Annotated in this window: 3 protein-coding genes; 1 reads left to right on the top strand and 2 read right to left on the bottom strand. The window is 76.3% G+C overall.

Annotated elements, in window-relative coordinates:
• The first annotated feature begins 39 nt into the window (after nt 1–39).
• Nucleotides 40–1263 (top strand): cytochrome P450, encoded by a 1224-nt coding sequence (locus ACFVUY_RS07790; RefSeq protein ID WP_387728112.1) that lies wholly within the window; start codon nt 40–42, stop codon nt 1261–1263.
• A 66-nt stretch (nt 1264–1329) separates the two neighbouring features.
• On the opposite strand, the gene ACFVUY_RS07785 is transcribed toward ACFVUY_RS07790, so the two are convergent.
• Nucleotides 1330–15915 carry a type I polyketide synthase gene (locus tag ACFVUY_RS07785; protein ID WP_387728110.1) on the bottom strand — a complete coding sequence of 4862 codons (14586 nt, stop codon included), beginning with the start codon at nt 15913–15915 and terminating at the stop codon, nt 1330–1332.
• 48 nt (nt 15916–15963) lie between these two features.
• Nucleotides 15964–20832, bottom strand: coding sequence for a type I polyketide synthase (locus ACFVUY_RS07780; RefSeq protein ID WP_387728108.1), 4869 nt, complete (start codon nt 20830–20832; stop codon nt 15964–15966).
• Nucleotides 20833–20844 lie beyond the last annotated feature (12 nt).

Below are 20844 nucleotides of genomic sequence, written 5' to 3'. Positions count from 1 at the left end.
GCCTGGGGGAAAAATTTCCTCGCGATGATTGGCCGGGTCATGGTGGAGCGGCAAAGGACCAGGGTTCTCTTCGACCTCAACGATCCGCAGCTCCATAGGAACAGATACGCCTACTATCGGCGGCTGCGCGAGACGGAACCCATTCACCATTCGCCGTACGGATTCTGGACGCTCAGCCGGTACGACGACGTGGACGCGTTCCTGCGCTCCCCGCAGGCGTCCTCCAGCGTCACCACGGATCCGGCGTTCGCGGAGCAGCGCGGCGGTCCCGACAGCCCGGCGATGCGCAGCCTGAGCCGCTGGATGCTGGTGAAGCACGGCGAGGAGCACCGCAAGCTGCGCCGCATCATCGCCCGGGCGGTGACGCCGCGCGCCGTACAGCGCCTGGAGCCGGAGATCCTGCGCATCGTCAACCGGCTGATCGACGACATGGGCGAGGGCGAGGTCGACCTGATCGAGCAGCTCGCCGCCCCCGTCCCGGTCGCGGTGATCTGCGGTCTGCTGGGCATTCCGATCGAGGACGCGGACAAGTGCCTCAAGTGGACGAACGCGATCGCCAACATCATCGACCCGCTGATCACCCCGCGGATGCGGGACGCGATGAACCAGGCCGAGCCGGAGTTCAGCGCCTACATCCGGCACCAGATGGAGCTGCGCCGGGCCGAGCCCCGGGACGACGTCCTGACCATGCTGATGGCGAAGGACGAGGACGGCGAGGGGCTCAGCGACGAGGACGTGATCGCCCAGGTGCTGCTGCTGTTCAACGCCGGGCACGAGACCACGATCAACGTCATCGGCAACAGCCTGCACGCCCTGCTGACCAACCCCGACCAGCTGGAGCTGCTGCGGGCGAACCCGGGGATGATGGGCGACTGCTTCGAGGAGCTGGCCCGCTACAACTCCACGGTGCAGGTCATCCTGCGGCACCTGACCGACGACCTCGTCCTCTCCGGGCAGCGCATCCCGGCCGGCGACGTCGTCCTGGCGATCCTCGGCGCCGCCCACCGCGACCCGGCGAGGTTCCCCGACCCGGACCGCCTGGACCTGCGCCGCGAGGGCGTGAAGTCGCTCGCCTTCGGCTCCGGGCCGCACTACTGCATCGCCGCGATGCTCGGCCGGACCGAGGTCTGCCTGACCATCACCGAACTGCTGCGGCGCTACGGGAGGATCGAGCTGGCCTCCACGGAGCTGGAGTGGCACACCCGGTTCAACTTCGTGCTGGGCCTCAAGCGCCTGCCGCTGCGGGTCGCGTACCGCGCCTGAGCCGGCGGCCCGCGGACGGAACCGCCCGGGAGCGTACGAGACGCTCCCGGGCGGTTCCGCGTCCGGTCACCCTTCGGCGGCCCGCGCACCACCGGGCTCGACCAGGGTGTCCAGCCACTCCCGGACGGCCGCGGCGGTCGTGGCGCCGTGCTCCATCATCACCGTGAAGTGGTTGCCGGGGACGTCCACCGTACGGTGCGGCCGGTCCCAGGTGGCGCGCCAGTCGTCCTCCCGGGTCCACTCGCCGATCGGGTCCGAGGCCCGGACCACCAGGGTGGCGGCGGCGACCTCCTCGGCCCGGAAGCCGAGGTACATCCGGCCGTACCAGGCCTGCGCGGTGAGCCGGGTGTCGGTCATCGGCACGGCCAGCTCCTCACGCCCGAAGGTGCCCTCGGTCAGCTCCGACAGCCACTCCTGGTGCATCGGACGGTCCATCGGATAGGTGTCCACCAGGACCACGCCGGCCACCGGCACGCCCATCGCCTCCAGCCGGCGGGTCAGCGCGTGGGCGAGCAGCCCGCCGCCGGAGTGCCCGAGGAGCACGAACGGAGCGTCCCCGGCGACCTCGACCAGTGCCCTGGCCTGCCAGTCCAGCGAGGCCTCCAGGCCGGCCGGCAGCTGCTCCCCGTCCCGGTAGCCGGGCAGCGGCAGCGCGATCACGTCGTGGCTGCCGTTGAAGGAGGCGGCGAAGCGGGCGAACTCGTGCACGCCGCCCAGCGCCGACATGCCGGTGTGGCAGACCACCCGCGGCCGCTTCGGCCCGCGCGCCAGGAAGACCGGCGCGGGCGGCTCGGTGACCTCCTCGGGCGAGTCGAACATCGGCCGGTAGGAGGCCGCGTCGGACAGGAACTCCATGTACTTGTGGAGCTTGTTCTGCCGCATCGACTCGGCGTACAGGGTCCGCAGGATCCCGGTCCGCTCCTGCGGCTCGGCGGCGGCGGACCCGCCGAGGGCCGCCAGGACCCGCCGGGCCAGCTCGGCCGCGGTCCCGCTGTCGAACACCACGGTGCTCTCCAGCGGCACCCCGACGGCCGTCCGGAGCCGGTCGCGCAGCTCGATCGCACTGAGCGAGTTGACGCCCAGTTCCAGGAACGGCCGCTCCGGTGCGACCGCCTCGGCGCCGTCGTGCCCGAGCACGCCGGCGGCGTGGGCGCGGACCAGGTCGAGCACGGCCCGGTGCCGCTCCTCGTCCGGCAGCCCGGCGAGCCGCTCGCGCAGCGCCGCCGCGTCCGCCGGCACGGGCTCGTCGGCCGTACCGGCGGTGCGCCGTGCGGCCGGGACCCCGTCCAGCAGCCGGCGCGGCCGGCTGAGCGTGTACGAGGCGGCGAAGCGCTCCCAGTCGACGTCCGCGACGGTGAGGCAGGCCTCCCGGGGCAGACGGGCGAGCAGGTCGAGCGCCGCGTCCGGGTCCAGCGCCCGCAGCCCGGTGCGGGCCAGCAGGCCGGCGGCGTCGGCGGTCAGCCCGTCGGCGGCGGCCCACGGCCCCCAGGCGATCGAGGTGGCCGCCAGGCCGGCGGCCCGGCGGGCCTCGGCCAGCGCGTCCAGGTAGGCGTTGGCCGCCGCCCGGGCGGGCTGGGCGGCACCCCAGACCCCGGCCACCGAGGAGAACAGCACGAAGGCGCTCAGGTCCAGACCCGAGGTCAGCTCGTGCAGGTGGCGGGCGCCGTCCACGGTGGGCCGCAGCACCTCGGCGATCCGCTCCGGGGTGAGCGCGTCGGCCGTGGTGTCGTCGCCGACCCCGGCCGCGTGCACCACCGCGGTGAGCGGGTGCTCGGCGGGGACCGCGGCGAGCAGCCCGGCGAGCGCCGCCCGGTCGGCGACGTCGCAGGCCGCCACCGTCGCCTCGGTTCCGGCCGCCCGCAGCTCGGCGAGCAGGTCGGCGACGCCGGGCGCCCGCTCACCGCGCCGGCCGACCAGCAGCAGGCGCGGCACGCCCAGGTCGGCCAGCCGGCGGGCGACCCGCCGGCCGAGCGCCCCGGTGCCACCGGTGATCAGGACGGTGCCGGTGTCCGGCCACCGCACCTGCCCGGCCGCCGCCCCGGCCGGGGCCGGGACCAGCCGGCGGGCGAGGACCCGCCCGTCGCGGATCGCGGCCTCCTGCTCCGGTCCGGTGAGCGTCTGCGCGAGGCGGTCCCAGGCGGCGGCGTCCCGGCGCACCGGGAGGTCGACGATTCCGCCCCAGCAGTCCGGACCGGCCAGGTCGAGGCCGCGGCTGAGGCCCCAGACGGTGGCCTGGCCCGGGTCGGCCGGCGGGTCCGCCGGGCCGGTCGACACCGCACCGGCGGTGATCGCCCACAGCGGGGCGGTCAGACCGGTGTCGTCCAGGGCCTGGGCGAGCGTCGCCAGCTCGGCGACCCGGTCGCCGGGCACCGCGAGCACGCCGGCGAGCGCACCGGCCCCGTCGAGCACGGTCCGCAGCCGCGCGGCCAGCGCCGCGCGGTCCGTCCCGTGGGTTCCGTGGGTTCCGTGGGTTCCGTGGGTTCCGTGGGTTCCGTGGGCTCCGTCGCCCGCGTCGCCCGCGTCGCCGTCGACGGCCAGCCGCAGCGTCCGGGCCCCGGCGGCGACCAGGCTGCTCTGCGCCTCGGCCGCCAGCTCCTCGCCCTCCGGGGCGACGACCAGCCAGGTCCCGTCCAGCACGGCCCGGCCGGACGGCGCGGCGGCCGGCTGCCACAGCACCCGGTGGCGCCAGGCGTCGGTGCGGGCGTCCTGGCGACGGCGGCGACGCCAGGAGGACAGCGCGGCCAGCGCCGTCCCGACGGCCTCCGGCCGGGCGTCCAGAGTCTCGGCCAGCTCGCCGAGGTCCTCGCGCTCGACCGCCTCCCAGAACCGTTCCTCCGCCGGGTCGACGGGCTGCGCCGCCGCCGTCGGCTCCGGCCAGTAGCGGTCCCGCTGGAAGGCGTAGGTCGGCAGGTCCACCCGCCGGCCACCGGGCAGCACGGCCGCCCAGTCCACCGGCACGCCGGCCGTCCAGAGCCGCCCGACGGCGGACGGCACGTGGTCCCGTCCCTCGCGCAGCAGCGGCACGCCGACGGCGTCCGGGACGATCCGGGCCACCAGCGCGGACAGCACGCCGTCGGGGCCCAGTTCGGCGAACCGGGTCAGGCCCTGGCCGTGCAGGGTCTCGACGCCGTCGGCGAAGCGGACGGCCTCGCGGACCTGGCGCACCCAGTAGTCGGGGGTGGTGAGCAGGCCGGGCCCGGCGATCCCGCCGGTCAGGGCGGAGACCACCGGGATGCCCGGCTCGCTGAAGGCCAGGCCCTTCAGGACGGCCGCGAAGTCGTCCAGCATCGGCTCCATCAGGGCCGAGTGGAAGGCGTGCGAGACGGCCAGCCGGCGCGTCCTCACCCCGGCCGCCGACCAGCGCGCGGCGAACTCCTCGACCACCTCGACGGGTCCGGAGACCACCACGGCGGCCGGGCCGTTGACGGCCGCGACGTCCAGGCGGCCGCCGATCGCCTCGCGGACCTCGGCCTCGGTGGCCTGGACCGCCAGCATCGCGCCGCCCTCGGGCAGTGCCTCCATCAGCCGGCCGCGCGCGGCCACCAGGGCGCAGGCGTCCGGCAGCGGGAAGACCCCGGCGCAGTGCGCCGCGGCGATCTCGCCGATCGAGTGGCCGAGCATCGACTCCGGCACCACGCCCCAGGATTCGAGCAGCCGGAACAGCGCCACCTCGACCGCGAACAGCCCGGCCTGCGCCCACACCGTACGGTCCAGGTCCTCGGTGCCCTCGAACACCACGTCCTTGACCGAGCGGTCCAGCAGCAGGTCGAACTCCGCGCAGACCGCGTCGAAGGCCTCCGCGAACACCGGGTGGCGGGCGTGGAGGTCACGTCCCATCCCGGCCCGCTGCGCACCCTGGCCGGTGAACAGGAACGCCACCCGGCCGTCGCCCGCGCGCTCGGAGACCACGGCCGCGCTCGGCGCGCCGTCGACGACGGCGGCCAGCCCGCGCAGCAGTTCCTCACGGTCGGAGCCGACGACGACCGCCCGGTGCTCCAGCGCGGCGCGGGTGGTGGCCAGGGCGCGGCCGACGTCCCGGAGGTCCGTCGTCCCGTGCTCCCGCACGTGCTCGCGCAGCCGTTCGGCCTGGCCGCGCAGCCCCTCGGCGGTGCGGGCGGACAGCGCCCACGGGACGGGGCCGGAGCCGGCCCCCGCCACCGGCGCGGGCGCGGGCACCGGCCCGGGCTCGGGGCGCTCGATGATCACATGGGCGTTGGTGCCGCTGATGCCGAAGGAGGACACGCCCGCGCGGCGCGGCCGGTCCAGCTCGGGCCAGGAGCGCGCCTCGGTGAGCAGTTCCACCGCGCCCGCCGACCAGTCCACCTCGGCGCTGGGCTCGTCCACGTGCAGGGTCGCCGGGAGCACCCCGTGGCGCATCGCCTGCACCATCTTGATCACGCCCGCGACACCCGCGGCGGCCTGGGTGTGGCCGATGTTGGACTTCACCGAGCCGAGCCAGAGCGGCTCGCCGTCGCGGTCCCGGCCGTAGGTCGCCAGCAGCGCCTGGGCCTCGATCGGGTCGCCCAGCACGGTGCCCGTGCCGTGCGCCTCGACCGCGTCCACCTCGGCGGCCGACAGCCCGGCACTCGCCAGCGCCTGCCGGATCACCCGCTGCTGAGCCGGACCGTTCGGCGCGGTCAGGCCGTTGGACGCGCCGTCCTGGTTGACCGCACTGCCCCGCACCACCGCCAGCACCTCGTGCCCGTTGCGGCGCGCGTCCGAGAGCCGCTCCAGCACCAGAAGACCGACGCCCTCGCCCCAGCCCGTACCGTCCGCGCCGGCCGCGAAGGCCTTGCAGCGGCCGTCGGCGGCCAGGCCGCCCTGGCGGTCGAACTCGCCGAACACCCCGGGGGTGGCCAGCACGGTGACACCACCGGCCAGCGCGAGCCCGCAGTCGCCCTCGCGCAGCGCCTGCGCCGCCCAGTGCAGGGCCACCAGCGAGGAGGAACAGGCCGTGTCCACGGTGACGGCCGGACCCTCCAGACCGAAGGCGTACGCCACCCGGCCGGAGATCACACTGTTCGCCGTCCCGGCCAGCACATGGCCCTGGACCTCCTCCAGGCCGCCGGCGGCACCGTAGCCGGAGCTGGAGGCTCCGACGAAGACGCCGATCTGCTCGCCGCGCACCGAGCGCGGGTCGATCCCGGCGTCCTCGAAGGCCTCCCAGGAGGCCTCCAGCAGGATCCGCTGCTGCGGGTCCATCGCCAGCGCCTCGCGCGGCGAGATCGCGAACAGCCCGGCGTCGAACTCCGTGACGCTCTCCACGAAGCCGCCGCGCGCCGCCGCGGCGCCGACCGCGTCGAGCGGCCAGCCGCGGTCGGTCGGGAAGCCGGTGACCCCGTCGGCTCCGGCCGCGACCAGGTCCCACAGCCCGGCCGCCGACCGCACCCCGCCCGGATAGCGGGCGCTCATGCCCACGATCACCACCGGGTCCTCAGCGGCGGACACCGCCGCGCGCGGCAGCTCCGCGGCCACCGCCGCCTCGGGCACCGACTCCAGCAGTTCCTCGGCCAGATGCCGCGCCAGCACCACCGGCGTCGGATAGTCGAACACCAGCGTGGCCGACAGCGGGAGCCCGGTCTCCTTCACCAGCAGGTTGCGCAGGGCCACCGCCGTCAGCGAGTCGAAGCCGAGGTCGCGGAACGCCTGACCGGCGTCCACGGCCTCCATCGAAACGTGCCCGAGGACGGCGGCCGCACCGGTCCGGACCAGGTCCACCAGCATCCGCTCCCGGTGCCCGGCCGCGGTCTCCGCCAGCCGCTCCCGGAACTCCGAGGACCGCCCCACGGCCTCGACCACCGGCGCCTGCGCGCCGACGGCCTCCGGCAGCTCCGCCAGCAGCCGGCTGGTGCGCACGGCCGTGAAGGCCGGCGCGAACAGGTGCCAGTCCACGTCCGCGACGGTCACACAGACCTCGTCCGCGTCCACCGCCCGTGCCAGGGCCGACACCGCCAACTCCGGGTCCATCACGGCCAGGCCACGACGGCGCAGCTGGTCGGCGGCGTCTCCCTGGGCGGCCATGCCCTCACCCGCCCACGGCCCCCAGGCCACCGACGTGCCCCGCAGACCCCGCGCCCGGCGCCGCTGCACCAGGGCGTCCAAGTGGGCGTTGGCCGCCGCGTAGGCGCCCTGACCACCACTGCCCCAGGTCGCCGCGACCGAGGAGAAGACCACGAACAGATCGAGCTCCGGACCGGCCGTCAGCTCGTCCAGCAGATCGGCGCCGCCGACCTTGCCGGCGAAGACCGGCTCGAACCGCTCGACCGTCTCGCCGTCCAGCACGCCGTCGTCCACCACGCCCGCGGTGTGCACCACGCCCGTGAGCGGCAGCTCGGCGGGCACCGCGGCCAGGACGGCGGCGACCGCGTCACGGTCCGCCACGTCACAGGCGGCGACCGTCACCCGGGCACCCAGACCGGTCAGTTCGGCCACCAGCTCGGCGGCGCCCGGCGTCCGCTCGCCACGACGGCCGGTCAGCACCAGGTGCGGCACCCCGCGCCCGGCCAGCCAACGCGCCACCTCCGCACCCAGCGCACCCAGACCGCCGGTCACCAGCACCGTCCCGGACGGGGTCCAAACGCCGCCGCGGCCGCTCCGCTGCGCGGCCCGCACCACCCGGCGCCCGTAGACGCCCGAGGAGCGCACGGCGACCTGGTCCTCGGCACCGCCGAGCACCGCCACCAGCCGGCGGCCGGCCCGCTCGTCCAGCACCGGCGGAAGGTCGACCAACCCGCCCCACAGGTCCGGCAGTTCCAGTGCGGCCACCCGGCCCAGACCCCAGATCTGCGCCTGCGCCGGGCTCACCGACCGGTCCGCCCGGCCCACCGACACCGCACCGACGGTCGCCGACCAGAGCCTGGCCCGGACGCCCGCGTCGCCCAGTGCCTGGACCAGCGTCAGCGTCCCGGCCACGCCGGAGGACACCTGCGAGCCCGGGCCCTGCGGCTGCTCGGCCACGGCGAGCAGGGAGAGCACGTTCACCGGCTCGCCCTCGGCGGCCGACTCGCGGACACGGTCGGCCAGTTCCTTCCGGCCGAGGCCCTCGCCGGCCAGCGTCACCACGTCCGCGCCGGCGGCCCGCAGTGCCGCTTCGACGGCCTCCACGGGTGCCCCCTCGGCCGTCACCAGCAGCCAGCGCCCCGACAGGAGGGTCTCCGTGAGGCCGGTCAGCGGCTTCCAGACCACCTCGTAGCGCCAGGAGTCCACCACCGAGTCGACCTGGCGGCGCTGCCGCCACGAGGACAGCACCGGCAGGACGGACTCCAGCTCCTCGGGTGCCCGGCCGATCTCCAGCGCCTCGGCCAGCCCGGCCAGGTCCTGGTTCTCGACCGCCCGCCAGAACCGGGCCTCGGCCGGGTCGGCCACGAGGCTCCCCAGGTCGATGGACCGGGGCCAGTAGCGCTCGCGCTGGAAGGCGTACGTCGGCAGGGCGACACGCCGGCCGGCGGGCAGCACCGCGGACCAGTCGATCGCGGCGCCCGCCGTCCAGAGCGCGGCCAGGGCGGCCAGAGCGCTCTCGTGCTCGTCCCGGTCCCTGCGCAGCAGCGGCGCGCCCACGGCGTCGGGTACCAACGGGGCGGCGAGAGCGGTCAGTACGCCGTCCGGGCCGACCTCCAGGAAGCGGGTCACGCCCCGGCCGTGCAGGGCCTCGACGCCATCGGCGAAGCGGACGGCCTCGCGGACCTGGCGCACCCAGTACTCCGGCGTGGTCAGCAGACCCGGCTCGGCGGGCGAGCCGGTCAGCGTCGACACGATCGGGACCTTCGGCTCGGCGAAGGTCAAGTCGGCCAGAACGGAGGCGAATTCGGCGAGCATCGGCTCCATCAGGGCCGAGTGGAAGGCGTGCGAGACGGCCAAGCGACGGGTCTTGCGGCCCTCGGCCGACCAGCGCGCCGCGAACTCCTCGACCACCTCCGCCGGCCCCGAAACCACCACCGAGGCAGGCCCGTTGACGGCCGCAACGTCCAGCCGGTCGCCGATCGCCTCGCGGACCTCGGCCTCGCCGGCCTGCACCGCCAGCATCGCCCCGCCGCTCGGCAGCGCGTCCATCAAACGGCCGCGCGCCGCCACCAGGGCGCACGCGTCCGGCAGCGAGAGGACGCCCGCCACCTGGGCCGCCGCCACCTCACCGATCGAGTGCCCGAGCAGCACGTCCGGGACCACGCCCCAGGACTCCAGCAGCCGGAACAGCGCCACCTCGACCGCGAACAGCCCGGCCTGCGCCCACACCGTACGGTCCAGGTCCTCCGCACCCACGAAGACGACGTCCTTCACCGGACGGTCCAGCAGCAGGTCGAACTCCGCGCAGACCGCGTCGAAGGCCTCGGCGAACACCGGGAACACCTCGTACAACCCGGCACCCATGCCGACCCGCTGCGCGCCCTGACCGGTGAACAGGAACGCCGTCCGGCCCTCGGCCGTGACGCCCGCGACCACCCGCGCCGACGGCTCGCCCGCCGCCAGCGCCGCCAGACCCTCCAGCAGCGCCGCCCGGCCGTCGCCGAGCACCACCGCGCGGTGGGCCAGCCCGGCCCGCCCGGTCGCCAGCGACCACGCCACGTCCTGCGGACGGGCGTCGGTGTCCAACGCCCCGGCCAGCCGCGCCGCCTGGGCCTTCAACGCCCCGGCGCTCTGCGCCGACACCACCCACGGCGTCGGCCCGGCGGCCTCCTCGACCGGCGCCGTCTCCTCGACGGGCGGCGCCTGCTCCAGCAGGACGTGGGCGTTGGTCCCGCTGATCCCGAAGGCGGACACGCCCGCCCGGCGCGGGCGTTCGCCCGGCGACCACGGCCGGGCCTCGGTGAGCAGTTCCACCGCGCCCGCCGACCAGTCCACCTGCGGCGTCGGCTCGTCCACGTGCAGGGTGGCCGGCAGCACGCCGTGCCGCAGCGCCTGCACCATCTTGATCACACCCGCCACACCGGCCGCCGCCTGGGTATGCCCCAGGTTGGACTTCACCGAGCCCAGCCAGAGCGGCTCACCGGCCCGGTCCCGGCCGTAGGTCGCCAGCAGTGCCTGCGCCTCGATCGGGTCACCCAGCCGGGTGCCGGTGCCGTGCGCCTCCACCGCGTCCACGTCCGATACCGCCAGCCCCGCGTTGGCGAGGGCCTGCCGGATCACCCGCTCCTGCGAGGGGCCGTTCGGCGCGGTGAGGCCGTTCGACGCGCCGTCCTGGTTGACCGCGCTGCCCCGCACCACCGCGAGCACCTGGTGCCCGTTGCGCTGCGCGTCGGAGAGCCGCTCCAGCACCAGCACACCGACGCCCTCGCCCCAGCCCGTACCGTCCGCACCGGCCGCGAAGGCCTTGCAGCGGCCGTCCGAGGCCAGGCCGCCCTGCCGGTTGAACTCGCCGAACGCGCCGGCGTTCACCATCACGGCGACGCCGCCGGCCAGCGCCATGCCGCACTCGCCCACCCGCAGCGCCTGCACCGCGAGGTGCAGCGCCACCAGCGAGGAGGAACAGGCCGTGTCCACCGTGACCGCCGGACCCTCCAGGCCGAACACGTACGAGACGCGGCCCGAGATCACGCTGTTGGCGGTGCCGGACAGCACGTGCCCCTCGACCCCGTCGAGCAGCTGGCCGTGGCCGTAGCCCGAGGACGAGGCGCCCGCGAAGACGCCCGTCCGGCTGCCGCGCACCTCGTGCGGATCGATGCCGGCGTCCTCGAAGGCCTCCCAGGAGGCCTCCAGCAGCAGCCGCTGCTGCGGGTCCATCGCCAGCGCCTCGCGCGGCGAGATGCCGAACAGCCCGGCGTCGAACTCGGTGGCGTCGTCCACGAAGCCGCCGACGGCGCTGTCCACGCCCGGCACCCGGTCCGGCCAGCCGCGGTCGACGGGGAAGGAGGACAGCGCGTCGGCGCCGTCGGCCACCAGGGTCCACAGGTCCTCGGGCGAGCGGACGCCGCCGGGGAAGCGGCAGCCGATGCCGACGATCGCGATCGGCTCGTCCAGGCCGGCCGGGACCGCCGCCGGCTCGGCGCCGGCCGGGACCGCCTCGGCACCGAGGTCCAACTCCCGTTCCAGGTAGGCCACCAGGGCGGTCGGCGTCGGGTGGTCGAACACCATGGTCGCGGGCAGCCGCAGGCCGGTCTCCCGGTTCAGCCGGTTGCGCAGCTCGACCGCCGTGAGCGACTCGAAGCCCAGGTCCTTGAACGTCCGCGCGGCCTCGACGGCCCGGACGTCCGGGTGCTTGAGCACCGCGGCGACCTCGGTGCGGACCAGGTCCAGCAGGATCTGCCGGCGCTGCGCCTCGGGCAGCGGGGCGAGCCGGCGGCCGAGGTCCGGGCGCCGGTCCTCCCCGGCCGGCTCCTCGTCCGCCGTCCGCGCCTCGGGGAGGTCGGCCAGCAGCGGGCTGACCCGGGTGGCGGTGAAGGTGTCGACGAAGCGGGGCCAGTCGATGTCGGCGACGGTCAGGCAGTCCTCGCCCGCGTCGACGGCCCCGGCCAGCGCCTCGATCGCCAGGTCCGGGTCCATCGGCACCATGCCGCGCTCGCGCAGGTGGTCGCGGACGGCGTCGGTCGACACCATGCCCACCTCGCCCCAGGCGCCCCAGGAGACCGAGGTGCCGGGCAGGCCTTCGGCCCGGCGCCGGAGGACCAGCGCGTCCAGGTAGGCGTTCGCGGCCGCGTAGGCCGCCTGGCCGCCGCTGCCCCAGATGCCGGCGCCCGAACCGAAGGTGACGAACATCCGCAGGTCCAGGCCCCGGGTCAGCTCGTCCAGGTGCAGCGCGCCGGCGACCTTGCCGCCGAGCACCTCGGCCAGCTCCGCCGGGCCGGTGCGGTCCAGCATCATGGCCTGGCCGACGCCGGCCGCGTGCACCACGCCGACCAGCGGGAACTCCGCCGGGATCCGCGCCAGCACGCCGGCCAGCGACTCCCGGTCGGTCAGGTCGCAGGCGGCCACGGTCACCCGGGTGCCCAGTGCGGTCAGCTCCGCGACCAGGTCCGCCACGCCCGGCGCCGCCGTGCCGCGCCGGCCGAGCAGGGTCAGGTGCGGCACGCCGCGGCCGGCCAGCCAGCGGGCGACGACCGCGCCGAGCGCGCCGGTACCGCCGGTGACCAGCACCGAGCCGGGCAGTTCGAGCGTCGTCCCGGCCGCGCGCGGGGCGCGGGCCAGGCGGCGGGCGAACACCCCGGAGCCGCGTACGGCGAGTTGGTCCTCGCCCCCGGCGGCGCCGCCGAGCAGCGCCACCAGCCGGGCTCCGGCCCGGGCGTCCAGGACGGCCGGAAGGTCGATCAGACCGCCCCAGCGGCGCGGGTACTCCAGCGCGGCGACCCGGCCGAGGCCCCAGGCCAGCGCCTGGACGGGGCTGCGCAGCGGGTCCGCCCGGCCGATCGACACCGCGCCGCCGGTGAGCGACCAGAGCGGCGCGTCGAGGTCGGCGTCGCCGAGGGCCTGGAGCAGGGTGACGGTCGCGGCCGGCCCGGCCGGGGCCTGCGGTGCGTCCCCGGCGCTCGCCAGCAGCGAGACCACACCCGTGGCGGAGCCGGCGGCGCCCAGCCGTTCGGCGAGCTCCGTACGGTCGGCGTCGGCGGCGACGGTCAGCTCGACCACCTCGGCCCCGGCCGAGCGCAGCAGCTCGGCGACCTCCCCGCCGTTCCCGCCCGCCGGGAGGGCGAGCAGCCAGCGGCCGCCCAGCCGGGGGTGCGCGGGCAGGTCGGGGACGGGGGTCCAGGTGACCCGGTAGCGCCAGGAGTCGACGGTCGCGCCCCGGCGGCGGCCGCGGTGCCAGCCGGCCAGCGCGGGCAGCACCGCGTCCAGGACCCCGGGCGCCTCGTCCAGCCGCAGGGTGGCGGCCAGTTCCTCGGCGTCGCCGCGCTCGACGGCGTCCCAGAACCCGCTCTCGGCGGGGTCGCCGCCCCCGGCCGCCCGCGCCGGGGCGGGCAGCGGGTCGGGCCAGTAGCGGCGGCGCTGGAAGGCGTACGTGGGCAGCGCGGTGCGCGTGCCGCCGGCGAAGGCCGCCGACCAGTCGACGGCGACCCCGGCGGTCCACAGCTCGGCGGCGCCCGCCAGGAGGCGGTCCGGGCCGCCGTCCTCGCGGCGCAGCGTGCCGGTGACCGTCACCGGGGTGCCCACCTGGTCCGCGGTGTCCTGGATGCCGATGGTGAGCACCGGGTGCGGGCTGCTCTCCACGAACACCGAGCGGCCGTCGGCCAGCAGGGCGCGGGTGGCCTGCTCGAAGCGGACGGTGGAGCGCAGGTTGTCGTACCAGTAGCCGGCGTCCATCCGCGCGGTGTCGATGGGCGCGCCGGTGACGGTCGAGTAGAAGGCGATGCCGCTGGAGCCGGGGGTGATCGGCGCGAGGTCGGCGAGGATGCGCTCGCGCAGCTCCTCGACCTGCGGGGAGTGCGAGGCGTAGTCCACCGGGATGCGACGGGCGCGCACCTCCCGGGCCTCGCAGAGCGCCAGCAGCTCCTCGACGGGGCCGGCCTCGCCGGAGACCACGGTGGAGGCGGGGCCGTTCTCCGCCGCGACGCAGAGGCCCTCGCCCCAGGGGGCGATCAGCTCGGTGGCCCGCTCCCGGCCGACGGGCAGCGAGACCATGCCGCCGCGGCCGGCGAGGGCGGCGAGCGCCCGGCTGCGCAGCGCCACGACCCGGGCGCCGTCCTCCAGCGTCAGGCCACCGGCGACGCAGGCCGCCGCGATCTCGCCCTGGGAGTGGCCGACGACCGCGGCCGGGCGGACGCCGACCGAGCGCCAGGCCTCGGCCAGCGACACCATGACCGCCCAGAGCACCGGCTGGACGACGTCCACCCGGCTCAGGTCGGGGGCGTCCGGCGCGCCGCCCAGCACCTCGGACAGCGACCAGGGGACGTACGGCGCGAGCGCCGCCCCGCACTGCTCCAGCCGTTGCCGGAACGCCGGTGAGGCGTCCAGGAGTTCACGGGCCATCGCGGCCCACTGGCTGCCCTGGCCGGGGAAGACGAAGACCACCCCGGTGCCGCCGGCGGCCTCGCCGCGCACCAGGTTGGCCGCCGACTCCCCGTCGGCCAGCGCCTGCAGGCCGGCCAGCAGTTCCGCGCGCTCGGCGCCGAGCACCACGGCGCGGCTGGGCAGCGCGGCCCGGGTCAGCAGGGAGCGGGCGACGTCCACCGGCCGCGGGGCGTCGTCCGCGGTCATGGCGTCGCGCAGCCGGACGGCCTGGCCGCGCAGCCCGTCCGCCGTCTTCGCGGCCAGCGGCCACGGCAGCGGGCCGGCGGTGAGCGCGGGCCCGGTGCCCTCGGCGGGGGCGGTTCCCTCGGCGGGTGCGGCGGCGGGCTCGACGGGCTCGGGCTCCGGGGCCTGCTCCAGGATGACGTGGGCGTTGGTTCCGCTCATCCCGAACGAGGAGACCGCCGAGCGGCGGGGCCGGTCGGCGGCCGGCCACGGCCGCGGCTCGGTCAGCAGCCGGACCGTGCCGGGCGACCAGTCGACCTGGGCGGACGGCCGTTGCGCGTGCAGCGTGGGCGGCAGGGTGCCGTCGCGCATCGCCATGACCATCTTGATCACGCCCGCCACCCCGGCGGCGGACTGGGTGTGGCCGATGTTGGACTTGATCGAGCCGAGCCAGAGCGGGCGTTCGGCGGATCGGCCGCGCCCGTAGGTCGCCAGCAGCGCCCGGGCCTCGATCGGGTCGCCGAGCCGGGTGCCGGTGCCGTGGCCCTCCACGGCGTCCACGTCCTCGACGCTCAGCCGGGCGTTGGCCAGCGCCCGTCGGATCACCCGTTCCTGCGCCGGGCCGTTCGGGGCGGTGAGGCCGTTGGAGGCGCCGTCCTGGTTGATCGCGCTGCCGCGGACCACCGCGAGCACCTGGTGGCCGCGGCGCCGCGCGTCGCTGAGCCGTTCGACCAGCAGCAGGCCGATGCCCTCGGACCAGCCCGCGCCGTCGGCCTCGTCGGAGAACGCCTTGCAGCGGCCGTCCGAGGCCAGACCGCCCTGGCGGCCGAACTCGACGATCTGCATCGGGGTGGTCATCACCGTGACGCCGCCGACCAGCGCCAGGTCGCAACCGCCCTCGCGCAGCGACTGGACAGCCAGGTGCAGCGCGACCAGGGAGGAGGAACAGGCGGTGTCCACGGTGACCGCCGGGCCCTCCAGGCCGAAGGTGTACGACACCCGGCCGGAGGCGATGCTGGAGGCGGTGCCGGTCATCAGGTGGCCGGCCACGTCCTCCGGCAGGTCCATCCCGGGGCCGTAGCTGACCGAGGTGACGCCGACGAAGACACCGGTGCTGGAGCCCCGCAGCGACAGCGGGTCGAGCCCGGCGTCCTCGAAGGCCTTCCAGGAGGTCTCCAGCAGCAGCCGCTGCTGGGGGTCCATCGCCAGCGCCTCGCGCGGCGAGATGCCGAACAGGTCCGCGTCGAACTCCCCGGCGTCCTCGACGAATCCGCCCGCCCAGGACGGCTCGTCGGCCGGCGAGAGGTCCCAGCCGCGGTTCGCGGGCAGCGGACCAATCGGGTCCTGGCCGGTGCTGACCAGCCGCCACAGGTCGTCCGGGGAGCGCACGTCGCCCGGGTAGCGGCAACTCATCCCGACGATGGCGATCGGTTCGCCCGCCGCGGACTCCAGGTCCCGGACCCGCCGGCGGGTGTGTTGCAGCTCGGCGACCACCCGGGTGAGGTAGTCGCGGAGCCGCTGGGCGTCGTCCGCCATCGGCCGCGCATCATCTGCCATCGAAACTGCCGCCTTCCAAGATTGTCCCCGGCCACCACGCACCCCTGCTCACGAGAGGCCGAGATCCCGGTCGATCACGTCGAAGAGCTCTTCGTTGCTGGCCCTGCTGAGCTGGTCCCGCAGGTCGTCGAAGGCGACCGGGTCGTCGCCGCCCGCGCCCCGGTGGCGGGTGAGCAGCGCCTCCAGCCGCAGGACCACCCGGACCCGGTCCACGTCGTCCTCCGCCCGGGCCAGCAGCACCTCTTCGAGCAGGTCCAGCTCCGCCGTGGAGGGCAGGGCCGCCGCCGCGTCGTCGGGCAGCGCCTCGCCCAGCAGGTGGGCGGCCAGCATCGCGGGCGTCGGGTGGTCGAACACCACGGTGGCGGGCAGCGGCAGGCCGGTGGCCTCGCCGAGCCGGTTGCGCAGTTCGACGGCGGCCAGCGAGTCGAAGCCGAAGTCCCGGAACGGCCGGTCGACGTCGATCGCGGCCGGGCCGTCGTGCCCGAGCACCACGGCCGCGTGGGTGCGGACCAGGTCCAGCAGGACGGGCTCGCGGTCGGCGCCCGGCAGGGCGGCCAGCCGCTCGCGCAGGGCGGCGAGCCGGTTCCGGTCCTCGCCCTCGGTGACGGTGACCGCGGCGAGCGCCCGGACCTCGGGCAGTTCGGCGAAGAACCGGTTGGGCCGCAGCGCGGTGAACGCGGGGACGAACTGCTCCCAGGCGATGTCGGCGACGGTGACCGCTCCGGTGTCCAGGTCCAGCGCCCGCTGCAGGGCGTGCATCGCCCGGTCCGGCGCCAGCAGCGAGATGCCGCGCCGGCGCATCGGCTCCTTGATCGCCTGGTCGACCATGCCGCCGCCGTCCCACGGCCCCCAGGCGACGGCCAGCGCGCGCACGCCCTCGGCGTCGCGCCGCTGCGCCAGGGCGTCGAGGTAGGCGTTGGCGGCCGCGTAGCAGGCCTGTTCGCCGACGCCCCAGACGCCCGCGATGGAGGAGAAGTGCACGACCGCGTCCAGCCGGCGCTGGTCGAGCAGTTCGTCCAGGTGCCGGGCGCCCGCGACCTTGCCGGCCGCGGTCCGGTCGAGTTCCGCGAAGGTGGTGTCGGCGAGCGGCGCCGAGGCGCTGACCCCCGAGGCGTGCACGACGGCCCTCAACTTCGGTTCCATCGCGTCGAGTTCGGCGACCAGCCGGGCAGCGTCCGCGCGGTCCGACAGATCGCAGGCGACCACCGTGACCCGGGCGCCGAGCTCCGTCAGCTCGGCCTCCAGCCCGGCCAGCCCGGGGGCGCCGCGGCCGCCCCGGCTGACCAGCACCAGGTGCTCGGCGCCGCCGGCGGCCAGCCACCGGGCCACCTGCCCGCCGAGCGCGCCGGTGCCGCCGGTCACCAGGACGGTGCCGCGCGGCTGCCACGCGGGCGCCTCCGGGTCGGCCGTCGGGGCGGGCAGCAGCCGGCGGGCGAAGACGCCCTCCGGGCGGACCGCCAGCTGGTCCTCGCCGTCGGCGGCGGTCAGCAGGCCGGCCAGCGCGTCGAAGTCCTCCTCCTCGGCCCCGGCGGGAAGGTCGATCAGACCGCCCCACAGCTGCGGGTGCTCCAGGGCGGCGACCCGGCCCAGGCCCCAGACCGGCGCCTGGCCCGGCTCGGCGGGCGGCTCGTGGTCGCCGGTGGACACCGCGCCCTCGGTCACGCACCACAGCGGGCCGTCGATCCCGGCGTCCAGCAGCGCCTGGACGAGCAGCAGCGTGGTGGCCGTGCCCCCGGGGAGCGCCGGCACCTCGGGGTGCGGCCCGGTCTCCAGCGCCAGCAGGGAGAGCACTCCGGCGGGCCGCCGCCCGTCGCCGACGGCCTGCCGCAGCCGGACGGCCAGGTCGGTCCGGTCGGCGGCGTCCGCCGCGACCGGCACCGTCACCACCGTGGCGCCGTGCCGGGTCAGGCCGTCCCGGTGGGCGCGCACCCGCTCGTCGTCGGCCGGCGCGGCGGGCACGACCAGCAGCCAGTCGCCGGTGAGGGCGGGGGCCGGGGCGTCCGGAACGGGCTCCCAGCCGACGTGGTAGCGCCAGCCCGCGACCTCGGCCTCCTCGCGGTCGCGCCGGTGCCAGTCGGACAGCAGCGGCAGCGCGGTGCGCAGCGAGGCCCGGACCCCGGGGTCGGTCACGTCGAGCCGGTCGGCGATCGCGTCGGCGTCCTCGCCGGCCAGCGCCGCCCACAGGCCCGGGTCGACGGGCCCGCCGGCCGGCGCGGCCACCGGGTGGAGCCAGTACTTCTCGTGCTGGAAGGGGTAGACCGGCAGCTCAACCCGGCGGCCGTGGCCGTCGAAGAGCACCTGCCAGTCGACCGCGGTGCCGCGGGTCCACAGGTCGGCGAGCGCGGTGACGAACACCCCGGTGTCGTGCCAGCTGCCGCGCAGCGCCGTCGTGGTGAGCGCCGACTCGGGCAGGCTCTCGCGGGCCATCGCCGTGAGCACGCCGTCGGGGCCGAGTTCCACGAACCGGCCGACCCCCTGGGTCTTGAGGCATTCGACGCCGTCGGCGAAGCGAACGGTCTCGCGGACCTGCCGCGCCCAGTAGTCGGGGGTGCGCAGCAGCTCGTCCTCCACCGCGCCGGTGAGGGTGGAGACGATCGGGATGCGGGGCTCGGCGAAGGAGAGCGTCGCGAGGACGGCCCGGAACTCGTCCAGCATCGGCTCCATCAGGGCCGAGTGGAAGGCGTGCGAGACCGTCAGCCGACTGGTCTTGCGGCCCTCGGCCGTCCAGTGGGCGGCGAGTTCGTCGATGGTGTCCGCCGTGCCCGAGACCACCGCCGAGCCGCGGCTGTTGAGCGCGGCCACGTCCGCGGTGCCGGTGACGGCCGCGAGGGCCGCCGCCACCTCGGGCTCGGTGGCCTGCACGGCGAGCATCGCCCCGCCGGCCGGGAGCGCCTGCATCAGCCGGCCGCGCGCGGCGACCAGCGCGCAGGCGTCCGCCAGGGTCAGCACCCCGGCGCAGTGCGCCGCCGCCACCTCGCCGATCGAGTGGCCGAGCAGGAAGTCCGGCAGCACCCCGAAGGACTCGAACAGCCGGAACAGGGCCACCTCCAGCGCGAACAGCCCGGCCTGGGCCCACACCGTCTGGTGGAGGTCCCGGCTCCCGCCGAACACCACGTCCTTGACGGAGTGCTCCAGGCGCGGGTCCAGCTCGGCGCAGACCGCGTCGAAGGCCCGCTGGAACACCGGGAAGGCCTCGTACAGCTCGCGGCCCATCCCGGTCCGCTGGGCGCCCTGGCCGGTGAACAGGAAGGCGCTGCGGCCCTCCCCCGCCACCCCGGTGACCACGGCCTTGTCGGGCAGGTCCCCGGCCAGCGCGGCGAGCGCGTCGGCCAGGCGGTCCCGGTCGGCGCCGAGCACGACGGCGCGCCGCTCCAGCGGCGCCCGGGAGAGCAGCGAGCGGCCGACGTCGACCGGGTCGGGCTCGGTGTCGGCGACGAAGGCGTGCAGCCGACCGGCCTGGGCGCGCAGCGCCTCGGTGGTGCGGGCCGCCAGCAGCCAGGGCACCACGCCGGGGGCCGGCTGCCCGGGATCGGCCGGGGCCTCGGCCTCCGGGGCCTGCTCCAGGACGACGTGGGCGTTGGTGCCGCTGATGCCGAAGGAGGAGACGCCGGCGCGGCGCGGCCGGTCCAGCTCGGGCCAGGGCTCGGCCTCGGTCAGCAGCCGCACCGCGCCGGCCGACCAGTCGACCTGCGGGGTCGGCTGCTCGGCGTGCAGGCTGCGCGGCATGGTGCCGTGGCGCATCGCCTGCACCATCTTGATCACGCCCGCCACGCCGGCGGCGGCCTGGGTGTGGCCGAGGTTGGACTTCACCGAGCCCAGCCGCAGCGGCCGGTCCTCGGGCCGGTCCTGGCCGTAGGTCGCCAGCAGGGCCTGGATCTCGATCGGGTCGCCCAGCCGGGTGCCGGTGCCGTGGCCCTCGACGACGTCCACGTCCAGCGTGGTGAGCCGCGCACTGGCCAGCGCGTCCTCGATGACCCGCTGCTGGGCGGGGCCGTTGGGCGCGGTCAGGCCGCTGGAGGCGCCGTCCTGGTTGACCGCGCTGCCCCGGACCACCGCGAGCACCTGGTGGCCGAGCCGCCGGGCGTCCGAGAGCCGCTCCAGCAGCAGCATCCCGACGCCCTCGGCCCAGCCGGTGCCGTCCGCGCCGGCGCCGTAGGACTTGCAGCGGCCGTCCGAGGAGAGCCCGCCCTGCCGGGCGAAACCGGTGAAGGTGTCCGGGGAGGCCATCACGGTGGCGCCGCCCGCGAAGGCCATCGTGGTCTCGCCGGAGCGCAGCGACTGGCAGGCCAGGTGCAGGGCGACCAGCGAGGAGGAGCAGGCGGTGTCGATGGTGACCGCCGGGCCCTCCAGGCCGAGGGTGTAGGAGATCCGGCCGGTGGCGACGCTGCTCATGTTGCCGATGCCGAGGTAGGCGTCCACCCCCTCGGGGACGTCGATCATGCGGGCCGCGTAGTCCCGGTACATCAGCCCGGCGAACACCCCGGTGCGGCTGCCGCGCAGCGCGTACGGGTCGACGCCGCCGCGCTCGCACGCCTCCCAGCAGGCCTCCAGCAGCAGCCGGTGCTGCGGGTCCATGGCGGTCGCCTCGCGCGGCGAGATGCCGAACAGCGTCGGGTCGAAGCCGTCCGCGTCGTGCAGGAAGCCGCCGCTGCGGGCGAATCCGGCGTCCTCGCCGACGTCCCAGCCGCGGTCCTCGGGGAAGGCGGAGACGGCGTCCACGCCCTCGGACACCAGCCGCCAGAGCGCGTCCGGGCCGTCCACTCCGCCGGGCAGCCGACAGGCCATGCCGACGATCGCGATCGGCTGGCGGTCGGCCGCCTCGGCGGACTGCAGCCGTTGCCGGGCCTGGTGCAGTTCGGCCGTGACGCGCTTGAGGTAGTCGCGCAGTTTCTGCTCGTCCGCCATGTCAGGCCTCACAGGGTGTCGGGT

Origin of the sequence: Kitasatospora sp. NPDC058063, from assembly GCF_042885395.1 — a bacterium.
Classification (GTDB): domain Bacteria; phylum Actinomycetota; class Actinomycetes; order Streptomycetales; family Streptomycetaceae; genus Kitasatospora; species Kitasatospora lactacystinica.
Note: the sequence above shows the minus strand (reverse complement) of the source record. Positions and strands in the feature narration are given on the sequence as shown.